This is a genomic window from Halogeometricum sp. S3BR5-2 (assembly GCF_031624635.1).
GTDB lineage: Archaea > Halobacteriota > Halobacteria > Halobacteriales > Haloferacaceae > Halogeometricum > Halogeometricum luteum.
Window position 1 is genome coordinate 42,312 of sequence record NZ_JAMQOQ010000006.1, and the last position, 15,029, is coordinate 57,340.

At 70.1% G+C, this 15,029-nt stretch carries 15 protein-coding genes; 4 read left to right on the top strand and 11 right to left on the bottom strand.

Annotated features, from left to right (window positions below; genetic code table 11):
* Nucleotides 1-563: 563 nt before the first annotated feature.
* From NDI79_RS18960 to NDI79_RS18970, 3 genes are all read left to right on the top strand, one after another.
* Nucleotides 564-2,384, top strand: a complete 1,821-nt coding sequence (locus NDI79_RS18960) for a thermonuclease family protein (protein WP_310930265.1) — start codon at nucleotides 564-566, stop codon at nucleotides 2,382-2,384.
* Nucleotides 2,385-2,548: 164 nt separating this feature from the next.
* Nucleotides 2,549-3,697 carry a multicopper oxidase domain-containing protein gene (locus NDI79_RS18965; RefSeq protein ID WP_310930266.1) on the top strand — a complete coding sequence of 383 codons (1,149 nt, stop codon included), beginning with the start codon at nucleotides 2,549-2,551 and terminating at the stop codon, nucleotides 3,695-3,697.
* Between the two features lie 2 nt (nucleotides 3,698-3,699).
* On the top strand, nucleotides 3,700-4,728 hold the full coding sequence (locus NDI79_RS18970) for a halocyanin domain-containing protein (RefSeq protein WP_310930267.1): 1,029 nt from the start codon (nucleotides 3,700-3,702) through the stop codon (nucleotides 4,726-4,728).
* Between the two features lie 11 nt (nucleotides 4,729-4,739).
* Here NDI79_RS18970 and NDI79_RS18975 read toward each other — a convergent pair whose 3' ends face one another.
* The 8 genes from NDI79_RS18975 to NDI79_RS19010 form a co-directional block, all read right to left on the bottom strand.
* Nucleotides 4,740-5,033, bottom strand: coding sequence for an amphi-Trp domain-containing protein (locus NDI79_RS18975; protein ID WP_310930268.1), 294 nt, complete (start codon nucleotides 5,031-5,033; stop codon nucleotides 4,740-4,742).
* On the bottom strand, nucleotides 5,030-5,203 hold the full coding sequence (locus NDI79_RS18980) for a hypothetical protein (protein WP_310930269.1): 174 nt from the start codon (nucleotides 5,201-5,203) through the stop codon (nucleotides 5,030-5,032). Before NDI79_RS18980 ends, NDI79_RS18975 begins: the two co-directional genes overlap by 4 nt.
* A gap of 77 nt (nucleotides 5,204-5,280) precedes the next feature.
* Nucleotides 5,281-5,451, bottom strand: coding sequence for a hypothetical protein (locus NDI79_RS18985; RefSeq protein WP_310930270.1), 171 nt, complete (start codon nucleotides 5,449-5,451; stop codon nucleotides 5,281-5,283).
* Nucleotides 5,448-6,446, bottom strand: coding sequence for a DUF7551 domain-containing protein (locus NDI79_RS18990; RefSeq protein ID WP_310930271.1), 999 nt, complete (start codon nucleotides 6,444-6,446; stop codon nucleotides 5,448-5,450). Before NDI79_RS18990 ends, NDI79_RS18985 begins: the two co-directional genes overlap by 4 nt.
* A 113-nt stretch (nucleotides 6,447-6,559) precedes the next feature.
* Entirely contained in the window at nucleotides 6,560-7,840 is a 1,281-nt protein-coding gene (locus tag NDI79_RS18995) for an L-lactate MFS transporter (protein WP_310930272.1), read from the bottom strand.
* A 139-nt stretch (nucleotides 7,841-7,979) separates the two neighbouring features.
* Nucleotides 7,980-9,062 carry an ABC transporter ATP-binding protein gene (locus NDI79_RS19000; RefSeq protein WP_310930273.1) on the bottom strand — a complete coding sequence of 361 codons (1,083 nt, stop codon included), beginning with the start codon at nucleotides 9,060-9,062 and terminating at the stop codon, nucleotides 7,980-7,982.
* A 1-nt stretch (nucleotide 9,063) separates the two neighbouring features.
* The gene (locus NDI79_RS19005; protein WP_310930274.1) at nucleotides 9,064-9,870 is read right to left on the bottom strand and encodes an ABC transporter permease; all 807 of its coding nucleotides are present in this window, start codon (nucleotides 9,868-9,870) and stop codon (nucleotides 9,064-9,066) included.
* The gene (locus tag NDI79_RS19010) at nucleotides 9,845-10,819 is read right to left on the bottom strand and encodes an extracellular solute-binding protein (protein WP_310930275.1); all 975 of its coding nucleotides are present in this window, start codon (nucleotides 10,817-10,819) and stop codon (nucleotides 9,845-9,847) included. Before NDI79_RS19010 ends, NDI79_RS19005 begins: the two co-directional genes overlap by 26 nt.
* Nucleotides 10,820-10,879: 60 nt before the next feature.
* Here NDI79_RS19010 and NDI79_RS19015 point away from each other — a divergent pair, with 60 nt between their 5' ends.
* Nucleotides 10,880-11,305, top strand: a complete 426-nt coding sequence (locus NDI79_RS19015) for a Tfx family DNA-binding protein (protein ID WP_310930276.1) — start codon at nucleotides 10,880-10,882, stop codon at nucleotides 11,303-11,305.
* Nucleotides 11,306-11,332: 27 nt separating this feature from the next.
* On the opposite strand, the gene NDI79_RS19020 is transcribed toward NDI79_RS19015, so the two are convergent.
* The 3 genes from NDI79_RS19020 to NDI79_RS19030 are packed head-to-tail and all read right to left on the bottom strand — an operon-like array spanning nucleotide 11,333 to nucleotide 14,894.
* Complete coding sequence (locus tag NDI79_RS19020; RefSeq protein ID WP_310930277.1) at nucleotides 11,333-12,493, bottom strand: XdhC family protein; 1,161 nt, start codon at nucleotides 12,491-12,493, stop codon at nucleotides 11,333-11,335.
* Nucleotides 12,490-13,866 carry a VWA domain-containing protein gene (locus NDI79_RS19025; protein ID WP_310930278.1) on the bottom strand — a complete coding sequence of 459 codons (1,377 nt, stop codon included), beginning with the start codon at nucleotides 13,864-13,866 and terminating at the stop codon, nucleotides 12,490-12,492. Before NDI79_RS19025 ends, NDI79_RS19020 begins: the two co-directional genes overlap by 4 nt.
* The gene (locus tag NDI79_RS19030; protein ID WP_310930279.1) at nucleotides 13,863-14,894 is read right to left on the bottom strand and encodes an AAA family ATPase; all 1,032 of its coding nucleotides are present in this window, start codon (nucleotides 14,892-14,894) and stop codon (nucleotides 13,863-13,865) included. Before NDI79_RS19030 ends, NDI79_RS19025 begins: the two co-directional genes overlap by 4 nt.
* Nucleotides 14,895-15,029 lie beyond the last annotated feature (135 nt).

Genomic DNA, 15,029 nt, shown 5'->3' on the forward strand with positions numbered 1-15,029 from the left:
GGCTTCTCCGGGCGCGTCGCTCGTTGTTCGATTCGAGCGTGCGCACGCGCGAGGCCCCCGTCGCGTCCGAATCGACACCGAAGCGAACGAACGGGATTCTGGGGCCTCGTACTACCGATTCTCGCCCTCCGCGACGGTTCCGCGCGCGACGGTGCGCGCGGCCTTTTTTCGACGCGAATATTGACCTTACTGCACGGACAGATTTGACGGAACAAGCGTGGAATGGGGTTCGTAACCGGGGGTTCGCGGGGTCGTTCAGCGGAGGCGGGGAGCGAGATACGCCTCGGAAACCGTACCACGTCCGAACCGTTAATCCGACCCTCGAGAGAACGTATCTGAAACATCGCTGACCGGATAGGGCCCTCGACCGGGGCGAACACCGGGCCGGAGCCGTTCCGTCGGTTCGGTGGGAAGTTTCGTCCTAACGCCCGTATTCCCCGGAGTTAGCCGCTTACAACCGCGGTTAAAATAGTAGTAAATAGTGAAACTCTGTCTTACACGATATTATATCACGGAGAATTATGCTGAATTATATGTCCCGTGACGAAGTGATTTCAGACAGAATGTCCCGGCTGGCAACACTCGTGGTCGCCCTCCTGCTCGTCACGGCGGGCTGCACCGCTGCGGGTACGCAATCGGCATCCTCCGACCGCGATATCGTGAGGAGCAACGAATCGGTAGACAGCACGGCGGCCGAATCGGCGGGCGAGGAGGCCGCCGCCTCCGCGGCCTCCGCGACGGCGACGGACGCTCGGTCCGCGACCGCTCCCGCGACGGACGCGGGCGAAACGACGGCGAGCGATGACGCGGAGACGACGACGCAGACGCAGTCGCAGTCGAACGAGGACCCCTCCTCGGACTCGGACGACGAGTCCTCCTCCGACGACGAGTCGAGTGCGTCGAACGGCGGCGCGTCGGACTCCTCCACCTCCGACGGCACGTCGGACGCTGACGCCGAAACCGACGACACGTCCGAGAGTGAAACGGCGACTACCGGCGACGAGACGGCTGCGTCGTCCGCGAGCGCCCTCGAAGCCGAGACCGAAGTGCGGACCGAGTGGAACGTGACTGTCACGACGGTCGCCGACGGCGACAGCCTCCTCGTGGAGTTCCCCGACGGTCGCCTGGAGAAAGTTGACCTCGTCGGCGTCGACGCCCCCGACGGCGACTACAGCGAAGACGACTTCAACGGGATGGTGACGAAGGACGGCGGCGAAGCGTGGCTGAACGACTGGGGCGGCAAGACCACCGGCTTCGTGAGCGACGAAATCGGCGGGCGAGAGGTGCGAATCCACGTGGATTCGGTCGCGGACCGCCGCGACGACTCCGGCACCCTCCAAGTGTACGTCGACGATGGCGACACCGCCACGCTAAACGCCGACCTGATAGAGCGCGGTTACGCGGAAGTCGCCGACTACCAGTTCTCGAAGAAGACCGAGTTCGAGCAGGAAGAGCAGAACGCCCGTCACGGCTACGACGGCCTCTGGCGCTTCTACGAGTCGGACCCCCTCGCGGGCCTCCCCGACGCGGACGACGAGACCGAGACCGAAACGCCGACTGAGACTGAGACTGAGACCGAGACCGAAACGCCGACTGAGACTGAGACTGAGACCGAAACTGAACCCGAACCGCAGACCGAGTGGACCGTGACGGTCACGATGGCCGCCACGGGCGACAGTCTCCTCGTGGAGTTCCCCGACGGTCGCCTAGAGAAAGTTGACCTCGTCGGCGTCGACGCCCCCGACGGCGACTACAGCGAAGACGACTACCGCGGCATGGCCACCGAAGAGGGCGGCGAGGCGTGGCTGAACGACTGGGGCGGACAGGCGACCGGATTCGTCGCCCGCGAGGTCGAGGGCCGAGAAGTCACCATCTACGTGGACTCGGTCGCGGACCGCCGCGACGACTCCGGCACCCTTCAGGTGTACGTCGACGACGGCGACACCGCTACGCTCAACGCCGACTTGGTCGAACGCGGCTACGCCCAAGTCGCCGACTACCCGTTCTCGAAGGAGGACGAGTTCGAGCAGGAAGAGCAGAACGCGTATCAGGGTTACAACGGCCTCTGGCGCTTCTACGAACCGAACCCGCTCGCCGGTCTTCCCGAGTCGGACGAAGAGACGAGCGAGGAGACGGTGACGGAGACGGAAACAGAGACCGAGACGGAACCCGAGGTCGAATCGACGACCGAAACCGAAACGGCGAGTGAGACCACGACGGAGACCGCGGTCGAGACCGAGACCGCCACCGAGACCGCGACCGAGACGGCAGTCGAAACCGAAACCGTCACCGAGAGCGAGACGGAGAGCGACGAGACGGCGACGGCGACCGCCGCGGAGTCGACCCCGTCCGAGACCGAGGCGCCGACGAACGCGAGCGCGTGAGGACGCGGACGGCGTCCGGCCGAAGAACGAATTCGATTTTTACGGCACCGACGCCCCGCGAGCGGCGTCTCTGTTCGGAGTGTGCGTGTGATTCGCACACATCGTTCTCGGCAGGCGGGAGTTACCGGTATCCGATATGTAGCGGCGGCGACGAGGGTGAAGTGATGAAGGGTGAAATCGGTGCTCCCGGGGACGGAATCTCGCGACGACAGTTCCTCGCCGCGACGGGGTCGACGGGCGTGGCCGCCGCGGCCGGGTGTCTGACCAGTTCGACGCCGACGGTCACGAAGGTGGACCCGGCGGGGGCCGCGGCGCAGGTCGCGAGCGACCTCCCGACGACCGGACGGCCGGAGGTGGTCGACCTCGAAGAACGGGGCAACCACGTGACGCTGAGAGCGGTGAACGCGGTGCACCACGTGCACCCGGGCGAGACGATGAACGGACCCATCACACTCCCCGTCGTGTGGGCGTGGCAGGCCGACGACGGGACGCCGTCGGTGCCGGGACCCATCCTCCGGGTCACGGAGGGACAGGAGTTCAGCGTCACCCTCGACAACACGGGGATGGACATGCCGCACACGTTCCACGTCCACGGCCTGCGGAAGACGTGGGAGAACGACGGCGTGCCGACGACGACGGGCGTCACCGTCGAACCCGGGCAGAAGCACACCTACGAGTTCACGGCCAACGTGGCGGGGACGCACCTGTACCACTGCCACTACCAGACGCCGCGGCACATGGACATGGGGATGTACGGCGTCCTGCGGGTCGAACCCGAGGGGTACGAGCGCGCCGACAAGGAGTACTACATGACGGTCAAGGAGTGGGACACGCGCCTCTCGCGGCAGTACGGCGGCGAGGACGTCGTCTACGACATCACCGGTCGACAGATGGACACGTTCACCGTCAACGGGAAGTCGGCGCCGGCGACGTTCCACCCCGAGACGGGGTCGCCCCTCATCGTCGACCCCGGCGACACGGTCCGCATCCACTGGGTGAACGGCGGCTTCCAGGCGCACCCGATGCATCTGCACAACCACCGCTTCCGCGTCGTCGAGAAGGACGGGTCGCCCATCCCCGAAGCGATGCAGATCGAACAGGACGTGGTGAACGTCGCGCCCGCGGAGCGCTACACGATAGAGTTCGAGGCGGACGCCGACCCCGGCATCTACCTCGTCCACTGCCACAAGGTCGACCACGTCCGCAACGGGTCGTCGTACCCCGGCGGGATGCTCACGGCCGTCGTCTACACGCCCGTCATGGACACCGACCTGTTCAAGCGGGTGATGGCGTACGCGGGGTACGAGGCGTAGCCATGACCGACTGCACGCGGCGGGACGTGCTCGCCGGCACCGGCGCGCTGGTCGGGGCGGGACTCGTCGGCGGACCGTTCCTCGCGCGTCCGGTCCGCGCCGCGGAGGAGACGGACCTGACCGAGTGGTTCGCGAAGACCGACGGCGCCGACGCCGTCGTCGACGCTACCGGCGAGAGCGAAGTCGCGGTAGAAGTGGGCTCGCCCGGCAACGGCGGCGACTTCGGGTTTTCGCCCCCCGTCGTCCGCGTCGACCCCGGCGCGACCGTGACGTGGGAGTGGACGGGGGCGGGCGGCAGCCACAACGTCGTCGCCGAGGACGGGTCCTTCGAGTCGGCGTACCACTCCGAAGCGGGCGCGACGTTCTCGGCGGACGCCCCCTCGTCGGGCGTCGTCCCTTACGCTTGCGTACCCCACTCGGCGATGGGGATGCGGGGAGCCCTCGTCGTCGGCGACGCCGCGGTGACGCTTCCCGGCGGAGCCGGAGGGGAGAGCGGGTCCGATGCCGGCGCTGGCGGCGGAGACGGTAACGCGGAGAAACCGTCGTTCGACGGCTGGTTGGACGGCACGGACAACTACGACGGCGTCGCGGACCGCCGCGGCGAGTCGGAGGTGACCGTCGAAGTCGGCGCGATGGGTAACGGCGGCGAGTTCGCCTTCGAACCCGCGGCGATACGCGTCGACCCGGGCACGACCGTCGTCTGGGCGTGGACGGGGACCGCCGGCGCCTACGACGTGGTTGACGAGGAACTCGGCTACGCGAGCGAACGGGTCCGCGGGACGGGCCACGAGTTCGCCCTCGCGTTCGACGGCGACGGCCTCTCGAAGTACGAGTGCACGACGTACGCCGACCGCGGGATGCGCGGCGTCGTCATCGTCGGCGAGGGGCCGGTGGACACGCTCACGCCGCGGGGCGTCGCCGCCGTCGCCGGCGCGACCGGACTGCTCGCGGCCGTCGGGGCCGCGGGACTCAGACTGCACCTACAGACGTCGTCGCAGTACGACCCGAACGCCGACGCCGGCGACCGCTGAGCGGCGTCGGCTCAGTCGACGTTCGGCGCTTTTTCGTCGGTCCGACCCGGCAGCTCTATCTCGATTTCGAGCTCCGGTTCGCCGACGCCCTCGAAGTCTATCTCCAGTTCGACGGGTTCGCCGAACGCGAAGGGAAGCTCCCACTCGTCGGTCGAGAGGGTGAGTTCGTCGCCGTCGCGGAGTTGTTCGCCGAGTGCGACGAGGAACTCTCCCGCCTCGATGGCGTCGAGTCGGAACTCCTGTTCAAAGTCGCGTCCCGACCGGATGACGGTCCGCTCGGAGTCGGTCTCGGGGTCGTCGCTCATCGTTTTTCACCCACGTCGAGCGTGAGGTCGCTGGCTATCCAGCCGTCGGCGTTCCCCGATTCGAGGAACACCGACCGACCGGGACGGCTCTCGCAGACGGATACCTGGGGCGCAGCGGCCGATTCGGACTCGGTCGTCCCCTCCTCTGACAGTCGTCGTTCGACGCTCATCGCGAGTGTTTAGGCGGGCCTAAAGTGAAAAAGGAAGCGGTTCGAGTCGGCGGGAATGGGCGGGGCCGAGAGGACGGTCACCGAGCGTCCGTGTCGGTGCCGGTGTCGAGGTCGGTGTCGGATTCCTCCCCGTCGGCGCTGTCGTCGCCTCCGCCGTCGGTCGCCTCGCCCCCGGCGGAGAACCCGAACAGCGAGAGCAACGCCCACGCCCACGCGTCGCCGCGGGTCCGCCGCGCGTCGCTCGTCATCGGCTCTCACCCGCCGGTCGAATCCGAGCGCACGTCAGCCCCGCCGGTTCGTCCGTCGCGGAGAACGCGAACGCGACCCGCCAGCCCTCGTCCGTCTCGGTCACGCGGAGCGCCGACGGCGGGCGGTCGGGCCGGCGACGCGAGAGTTCGAGGACGACCGGGAGCACGGGGAGTCGGCCGTCCCGCGCCGAGAGCGCGTAGCCGGAGACGTCCGCCACCACGGTCCGCGCGCCGTCGGTCGACGCCGCGGATGCCGGGGGCGCCGACGGACGGCTGTAGTCGCCGACGAGGCCCAACTCGCGGAGGCGGGCGAGCGTCGCCGTCACCGACGCGTCGGTTCCGTCGCGTGTCTCGTCCCCCTCCGCCGGCGCGGGCGCCGCGGCGCCGGCCCGGTCGGTCGGAACGTCGGGGGCGAGTCGGTCGGCGGCGCGCGCGAGCACGTCCGCCTGCTCGGCGGGCGAGAGCCGTCCGTCGAGTTCCGTCGCCATGCTCTCGAGGAGGCACAGACAGAGGTCGTCGGGGTCGGGGACGCACTCGGCGAGTTCGAAGTAAGCGTCCATCACCGCCGTCTCGACGGCGCCGTACCCCGCGTCGGAGAGCGTCTCGAACACCGCCGCCGCGACGCCGTGACAGAATTCGACGCGCCGCGACCGGACGGCGTCGCCCGCGGCCGCTTCCCGCGGGGCGGAACCCGCGGCGTCGAACGGCGTCCGCTTCCCGTTCGCGGCGTCGGTTCGCGGACGGCCGGGTGCGCCGACGCGCTGGCAGACGACGAGGTCGTAGAAGGGGAGTTGCGGGTCGTACCGGCGGAGCGCCGTGCGGTACTGTTCGGCCGCCCGCGCGGCGTTCCGCGCGACGGCGCGGCTCTCGAAACGCCGGCCCGCGACCGGAACCGGCCGCTCGCCGGTGCGCCCGCAGACGAGGGCGAACTCCCCCTCGTCGTCCGCCAGCGCTTCGACGTGTTCGCGTATCTCGACCAGCGTCGTTCCGACCATCCGGCTACCTCCGCCCCGCGTCGGAACGCCGCGTCGGTTCCGCTCCGTTCGTCGCCTCGCCGAGCATACTCTTTAGGCTAGCCTAAAACATCAAAACGTTTTCGCTCGGCGAGTCAGTCGCTCGCGGCCGTCTCGCTCGTCCGATTCGACGACTGGACGCGTCCGATGCGCCAGCGGAGGACGAGGACCGTGACGAGTCCGAGGACGAGGGCCGCGTTCATGACGTACAGCGCGCTCGTGTAGTTGCCCGTCGCCTCGAGGACGAACGAGGCGAGTTGCGGGCCGGCGACGCCCGCGACGCCCCACGCGGTGAGGGCGTAGCCGTGGATGGCGCTGACCTCGTCGGTGCCGAAGAGGTCGCTGAGGTACGCCGGGAGACAGGCGAACCCGCCGCCGTAGCAGGTGATGACGAGGAACATGACCGCCGCGAGCGTCCAGACGGCCGTTATCGCCGGCATCACGAAGAAGGCGACTATCTGGATGACCATGAACGCCCCGTACGTGGTCGTCCGGCCGACGTAGTCGGAGAGCGTCGACCAGAAGATGCGGCCGCCGCCGTTGAAGATGCCGATGTAGCCGGTGATGAACGCCGCCGTCGTCGCCGTCGCGCCGCCGACCTGCTGGAGCATGGGCGAGGCGAACGCGAGCAGCATGATGCCCGCGGAGACGTTGATGAAGACGATGAGCCACACCATCCAGAAGCGCGGCGTCGTCCGCGCCTGCTTCGCGGTGAGGTTGTCCAGTCCCGACAGCGCGCTCTTGGCCTTCTCGTGGGCGTTCTCCTCGTCCTCCATCCCCGCCGGAAGCCACCCTTCCGGCGGCTTCGCGAGGTAACTCGCGCCGAGCGACATCAGAACGAAGTACAGCACGCCGAGGGCGAAGAACGTCGTCGCGACGTCGGTGCTCTGGATAAGGAAGTTCCCGAGCGGACCGGTCAGGAGGGCGCCGGCGCCGAAGCCCATGACCGCGAGGCCCGTCGCCATCCCGCGGCGGTCGGGGAACCACTCGACGAGCGTTCCGATGGGGGAGATGTAGCCGAGGCCGAGTCCCATCCCGCCGACGACGCCGAACGTGGCGAGAAACAGCGGGAGGCTTCCGAGGAGGACGCTGACGCCCGACCCGACCATCCCGAGACCGTACAGGACGGCCGCGGACAACCCGGCCAGCCGCGGTCCGTACTCCTCGACGTACTTGCCGAGGAAGGCGGCCGTGATTCCGAGCACGAAGATGGCGATGGAGAACGCGAGCGTGACGCTCGACGTCCCCCACCCCTGCGTCTCGTTCAGCGGTATCTGGTAGATACTGTACGCGTAGATACTCCCGATGGACAGGTGAATCGCCACCGCCGAGAGGGCGATGAGCCACCGGTTTTTGTCCGCCGTCGTTCGAGACATGCTCTATAATAATAATTTGTTAATTCAAAAGCCTGCTGGCAGTCAGAAAAAGGATGTTAGACGTATTGGAGATAATGTTGCCGCTTGAGCGAGAATTGTTCGCCCGAAGCCGGTCGGGGCGGACGGGAACGAGGGCGTTTTACCGAATCAAGTGAATCGCCGCCGCCGGAACGACGGCCGCCACGCCGGCGCCGTCTCGTATTTCCGCCTGCTCGAAGCGGTGCGGCGTCGCCCGCGCCGTCAGCGAGGCGGGGGCGCCGCGGACGTCGACGACGACCCGGTAGCCGTCGCCCTCGTTCAGCCATCGGCGGACGGTCCCCCGGAGGACGTTCTCGTCGCCGGGGTGGGCCTCGTCGGGGGGAGCCCCGGACGGTGACCGAAGTCGGACCCGCGACGGGCGGACGCACGCCGTGACGTCGCCGGCGACCGGCGCGTCGGCCGGGACCGCCGCTCGCAGTCGGAGGTCGCCGACGCGGAGTGTGACCCCGTCGCTCGGGTCGCCCGTCCGGCCGTTCGCGCCCCCGACCACCGTCGCGTCGAACAGGTTGTCGGTGCCGGTGAACCGGGCGACGAACTCGCTCTTCGGGCGGTCGAGCACGTCCGCGGGCGTCCCCACCTGCTCGACGGTCCCGTCGCGGAGGACAGCGATTCGGTCGCCGAGCGCCGTCGCCGTGCGCTGGTCGTGCGTGACGTAGACGACGGGGATGTCGAGCGAGTCGAACAGGTCGCGGAGTTCGTCGCGGAGGCGGTTGCGGATGGGGGCGTCGAGGCTCGACAGCGGTTCGTCCAAGAGGAGGGCGTCCGGGTCGGCGGCGAGGGTGCGAGCGAGGGCGACGCGCTGTCGCTCCCCGCCCGAGAGCGCCGCCGGCTTGCGGTCCAGCGCGTCGCGTATCTCGAAGCGGGCCGCAAGTTCCTCGACGCGGGCGTCGTCGTCCGCCGCGTAGGCGACGTTCTCGCGGGCGGTCATGTGGGGGAACAGCGCGCCGTCCTGAAATACGATTCCCGCGCCGCGCCGCTCAGGCGGCAGGCCGTCGAGTCGCCTGCCGTCGAGCGAGACGCACCCCGCGTCGGGCGAGAGGATGCCGGCGACGAGGGAGAGGAGCGTCGTCTTCCCGCTCCCGGACGGGCCGAGCACGCAGAGCACCTCGGAGCCGACGGAGAGGTCCGTCGGTCCGAACGCGAACCCGGCGTAGGACTTCCGCAGTCCGGTCAGTTCCAGCATCTCACTCCAATGGATTGGTGCCGAGGGCGTTCAGCGCGACGAGCGTGGCGACGGCGACGCCGAGGAGGACGACGGCGACGGGGAAGGCGTTCTCCAGACCGAGCGTCGAGAAGGAGACCCATATCTGGACCGGCATCGTCCGCGGGTAGTACGCGAGCATGATGGTGGCGCCGAACTCGCCCATCGAGCGGGCGAACGCGAGCGTGATTCCCGCGACGACGCCCGGCCAGGCCATCGGGAGCGTCACGCGCCGAACGGTCGACAGGCGACTCTTTCCGAGCGACCGCGAGGCGTGTTCGAGGCTCCGGTCGACCCCCTCGAACGCCGACTTCGCCGTGACGACGACGAACGGCGAGGCCACGAACGTCTGCGCCAGCACGACGCCGGCGAGCGAGCGGGTGAGCGGAACGCCGACGGACGCGCCGAGGCTTCCGAGGACGGTGCCGGGGCCGACGACGGTGAGAAGCACCATGCCGCTGACGATGGGCGGGAGGACGAGGGGGAGAACCACCACGGCGGTGACGAGCGTCGCGGCGCGCCCCTCGGCCCGCGCCAGCCAGTAGGCGAGGGGGAGGCCGAAGACGGTGGCGACGGCCGCGCTGACCGTCGAGGCGGCGAGAGACGTGGTCGCCGCGGAGACGACGACGGGGTCGGACAGGCGGCGGAGGACCGTCGCGGGCGACTGGGCGACGAAGAGCGAGAGCAGGGGGACGAGGTAGTAGCACAAGAGCACCGCGCCGAGGAGGAGCGTCGCTGACAGCCAGTCGAACCGGCCGGCGGCGTCAGTCCGCGACGGCGTCGGGAACATCTCCGGTGTACCGCGGGTACTCGTCGGGGATAACGAACCCGAAATCGGCCAAGTAGTCGCCGGCGACGTGCGCGTCGAACACCGCGCGGGCCGCCGGCGAGGGTCGCCGGAGCGTCGACCCGTAGCTGATGAGGCCGCCTTCGACCACCTTGCCGCTCGGCAGTTCGTAGTCGGCCGCCGCGTACGCCTCCGTGCGGTCGGGGTCGCTCAGGTCGATTTCGGGCGGGAGTTCGACGTAGTCGTACCCGCGCTCGACGGCCATGTTCCGGTAGGTGAACGCGGCGTCTATCGCCCCCGTCTCGAACTGGCTGACGAGTTGCGTCTCCGGGTATATCTGTCTCCTCTCGGGTATCGCCGCGCGGAGGTCCGCCTCCGTGCCGTAGTGGTCGGTGGCGAGTTCGAGGGCGAACAGCGTCCGGTAGCCGAGGGGGTCGAGGTCCGGGTCGGTCCGGCCGAGCGATACCTCCTCGGAGAGAAGCGGCCGGTACCAGCCGTCGGCGCCGGCGTCCGCGACGCGCCGGCCCCCCTCGGTGTCGGCGTTGTAGGCGACGACGAGGGAGTTCGTGGCGAACTCGGCGTACCACTCGGGGCGAAGCGGCGAGTCGAACAGCGCCACGTCCGCGACGGAGACGAGGTCGGGGTCCTTCTGCCCCTCGGCGACGAGGCGGGCGACGCGGGCGGAGCCGTGCGCCTCCACCTCCAGATTCGCGTCGACGGCGGGTTTGAGCCCGTGTTCGAGGGCGTTGTTCAGACTCCCGGCCGCGAGCATCGACACCGTCGCCGACCCGCCGTCGCCCGTTCCGCCGACCGTCGCGTCCCCGCTTTCGGCGCCGCCCGCGCCGTCGCCGGCGTGGCCGAGAACGCGGGCACACCCGGCGAGGCCGCCCATCGCCGCCGCCGCGCCGGCGAGGACGGACCGGCGACGGACCGACGAGTCAGCGTCAGGCATGCGGTCAAAGAGAGTCGTTCGACCAATAAGACTATCTCAAACGGTTCTGTTTGAGTCCGCATGGTGGCGACCGAGGCGACGATACTGACCGACCGCCAGCGAGAGGTGCTCGAACTCCGCGAGAAAGGGTACACGCAGAAGGAGGTGGCCGAGCGGTTGGGGACGACGGACGCGAACGTGAGCGCCGTCGAACGCGCCGCGGAGACGAACGTCGAGAAGGCGCGCCGGACGCTCGAACTCGTGCGGACGCTCCGCGCGCCCGTGCGCTTCACCGTCCCGTCGGGGACGTCGTTCGACGCCCTCGTGGACGAGGTGTACGCCCGCGGTGACGACGCCGGCGTCAAGGTGGCCTACTGCCGCCCGGAACTGTACGCGCACCTGTACGGGATGCTCGAAGGGCACTCCAGTCAGAACCACCTCGACACCGCCGTCGAGATGGGCCTCACCGAGAGCGGCGAGGCGAAGGTGTTCACGGCCGCCCCCTGACCCGGTCGCGCCGGGGCGACGCGGCCCTCAGTCCGTCCTTCCGTCTGCGTCCACGTCGACTCGGTCGTGGATGGGACCGGCGCGCCGACTGAGATGCTGGGGCGTCCGGTCGTTCGCGACGGCCAGCAGTTCGGCGACGATGCTGTAGCCGATCTGGTACGGCGAGTCGCCGCCGAGGCTCAGCCCGATGGGCGTGTAGATTCGCTCGCGTTCGGCCTCGGTGAGCGTCCGGCCGTCCGCGGCCAGGTCCTCGCGCATCTCCTCGAAGCGGTCGTGCGGACCCATCAGGCCGACGTAGGGCACGGGCGTCTCCAACAGCGCTTCGAGCGCGATGCGGTCGTCGAGGAAGTTGTGCGTCATCACGACGGCGTAGGTGTCCCCGTCCCACTCGCGCATCTCGCCCACGTCGGCCGGCGAGGCGGAGACCACCTCGTCGGCGCGGGGGAACCGCTCTCCGCCCGCCTTCCCGCCGCGGAACGAGACGACGGTCACGCGGAAGTCGACGAGTTTCGCCAACTCCACGACGGGCGCGACGTCCGGTCCGGAGCCGAAGACGACGAGTTCCGGCGGCGGGCGGACGCCCTCCAGAAACACCTCGACGGTCCCGCCGTCCGTCTCGGCGGTGACCGTCTCGGCCTTGCCGCCCTCGTACAGCGTCGCCATCGCGGGTTCGAGTTCGGCGAGGACGTCCGGGTCCGAGAGGGCGCCGTCGGCGGCGTCCGAGAAGCCCTCCCCGTCGTAGTACGCGCGGGCGCCGGGTTCGAGGCCCGCGCTCTCGCCGCCGACGGCGGTGGCGACGCCGATTGGGTCCCCGCCGAGTCGGGCCTCGACCACGGGGCGATAGGAGTCGTCGAGCGGTTCCAACAGGACGGTTATCACGCCGTTGCAGCCGACGCCGAGGCCCCACACGTCGTCCTCGCCGGTGAGGTCCCACGTCTCCACGCGCGGGTCGCCGTCGGACAGCACGTCCGCCGCGAGGGCGCGCACCTCGTCCTCCAGACAGCCCGCGGTGATGCTGCCCGCGCCGCTACCGTCGGGTCTGAGTATCATCTTCGCGCCCGGTCTGCGGTAGGCGCTCCCCTCGACGTCGATGACGGTCGACAGAACGGCGTCCGCGTCGTCGTCGAGCGCTGCGCGTATCTGGTCGAAAACGTCGGTCTCCGGGAGGCTCCAGTCGGTCGTGCTCATGGGTCGTTCGTGGTGTGTGCCGGTGATTCGGTCGTCCGCCGCTGCGTCTCCGTCCGTCTCGGGTCGAACTCGTAGCCGACGCGGCCGCCCGCGCCCTGCCGGCGCAGTTGCCGCGCCATCTCGCGCACGTCGTCCGGGCCGGCGAACGCGAACAGGCCGTCGACGAACGGGAGGGCGGCGGCCATCCCCCGCGCGGTCGGTTCGTACGCCGCCGCCGTCGCCAGCGGGTTCAGCCACAGCAGCCGGTCGGCGCGGCGGCGCAGCCACGACAGTTCGCGTTCGAGGCCCGCCACGTCGCCCATCTCCAGGCCGTCGCTGACGACGAAGACGACGGTGTTGCGGTCGACGGCCTCCGGGGCCGTCTCGCGCAGGCGCGAGAGCGAGTCGCCGATGCGCGTGCCGCCGCCCCACCTCGCCTCCGCCGCGTCGAGGGCGTCCGTCGCTTCCGCGGCGGTGGGGGCGTCCACCGCGTCGGTCACCTCGCGGAGGTCCTCGTCGAAGAAGAACACCCGGTTGTCGCCCCACGCCGCGCGGGCGCGGCGGAGGAACTCGACGAGGAACCCCCGGTCGACGGCGTCCAGCACCGACCGGCTCACGTCGACCAGAAGCAGCGCCCTGACCGCCGTCCGGCGTCGCTCCCGCCGCGGCATCGAGAGGACGGCGCCGCCGGCGGCGACGCTGGTTCTGAGCGCGCGACGGACGTTCGGGTGGTCGTCGCCGGGGCCGAACCGGCGCCCCTGCACGTCGGCCAGCGCGCGCGTCAGGTCGGCGAACGCGTCGTCGAGGTCGGTCGAGCCGAGGGGGAAGCCGCCGGCGACGGCCTCGGCCGCGCCGGCGGGACTGTACCGCGCCGCCGCCTCCTCGTTCTCGTCCCCGTCGCCGTCGTCGGAACTCTCGTCGGTGACCGCCGCGGCGAACGACTCGGTCAGCGAGCGCGCGGAGTCGTCCGCGCCGCCGCCGTCGTCGCCGTCCGCGGCGTCGTCGGATTCACCCGCCTCGTCGGCCGAGTCGGCGAACGGCGCGAGCGCCCCGTCCACGTCGTCGAGCGGCGAGGCCCCGTCGTCGGGGCCGGCGGCGAGTCGCCGCCAGAACTCCTCGAACAGACGGTCGAACGCCTCGAAGTCCGCGCGGTCGGCGAGGAGGCCCGCCCGGAGCGCCGAGCGGACCCGGTCGCGGTCCCCGAGGCCGACGACGGTCAGCGAGCGACCCGCCGTCGTCGCCGCGTTCGCCGGGACGGACGCCCCCGCGCGCCGAAGCGCCCTGACGAACCGGACGAGTTCGACGCGGAGGTGGTCGGCCACCGCGTCTTCGAGTCGACCGTTCCCGTCCGCGCCGGCGGCGTCGATGTCGGGGCCGCCGTCGGGTCGGGTCACGCCTCCGACCTCGCTCGCTCGGCCGCCGCCAGCAGTTCCTCCAAGAGGCGGTCGTCCACCCGTTCGACGTCCTCGACCTCCTTCAGCAGACAGCCGAGCGTGTTGCGGACCGTCTCGGGGGCCAGTTCGCCGTCGGTTCCGGGTCCGTCGGCGTCCGCGGCGGAACCGGCGTCGGCGGTACCGACGGCGCCGTCCCCGCCTCCGTCGCGGAGGGCGGCGACGGCCCGCGCCCAGTCGATGGTCTCTGCCGCCCCCGGCGGCTTCCGGAGCGGTTCCTCGCGGAGTCGCGCGGCCATCGCCGCGAGTTCGCTCGCCACCAGTCCGTCCAGTTCGGGCACCTTCCGTTCGAGGATGGCCGTCTCCTTCTCGAAGGACGGCGGCGAGACGTGCAGGTACAGACAGCGGCGCTTGAGCGCGTCGCTCAGCGCCCGGGTGCGGTTGGAGGTGACGACGACGACGGGCGGGCGCTCCGCTCGGACGGTGCCGAGTTCCGGCACCGACACCTGAAAGTCCGAGAGGACTTCGAGGAGGAGCGCCTCGAACTCGTCGTCCGCGCGGTCTATCTCGTCGACGAGGAGCACCGGCGGGCGGTCGGCGTCGGCGCGGAGCGCCCGCAAGAGGGGGCGTTCGAGCAGATACTCCTCGGTGAAGACGGACGGGTCCCGCGGGTCGGCGTCGGCGTCCGTCGTGGGAGAACCGCCGTCAGCCCGGTCGACCGGACTGCCGCCCGACTGGACCGCGAGTAACTGCTTCGCGTAGTTCCACTCGTAGAGGGCGTGTTCGGCCGTGAGTCCCTCGTAGCACTGGAGTCGAACCAGTTCGGAGCCGAAGCGCGCGGCCAGCACCTTGGCGAGTTCCGTCTTCCCCGCACCGGGTTCGCCCTCGACGAGGAGGGGTTTGCCGAGACGGAGCGCCAACAGCACCGTCGTGACGATGTCGTCCTCGGCGACGTAGTCCTCCGCGTCGAACGCCGCGCGTATCTCCGCCTCGGTCACGTCGGCGAACGCCGTCGTCGGTCGGTCCGTCATCTCGTCGGTCGGGTGGTCATAGTCGTGGCGTGATAGTAGGTTCGTCGGTCGTTCGTCCGCGGTTCGCGTCGGAGTCTGAGTCTGCGTCCGAGTCGGGGGTCGAACCGCGGCGGCGCTCCCCGCGAGAGGTGAGTC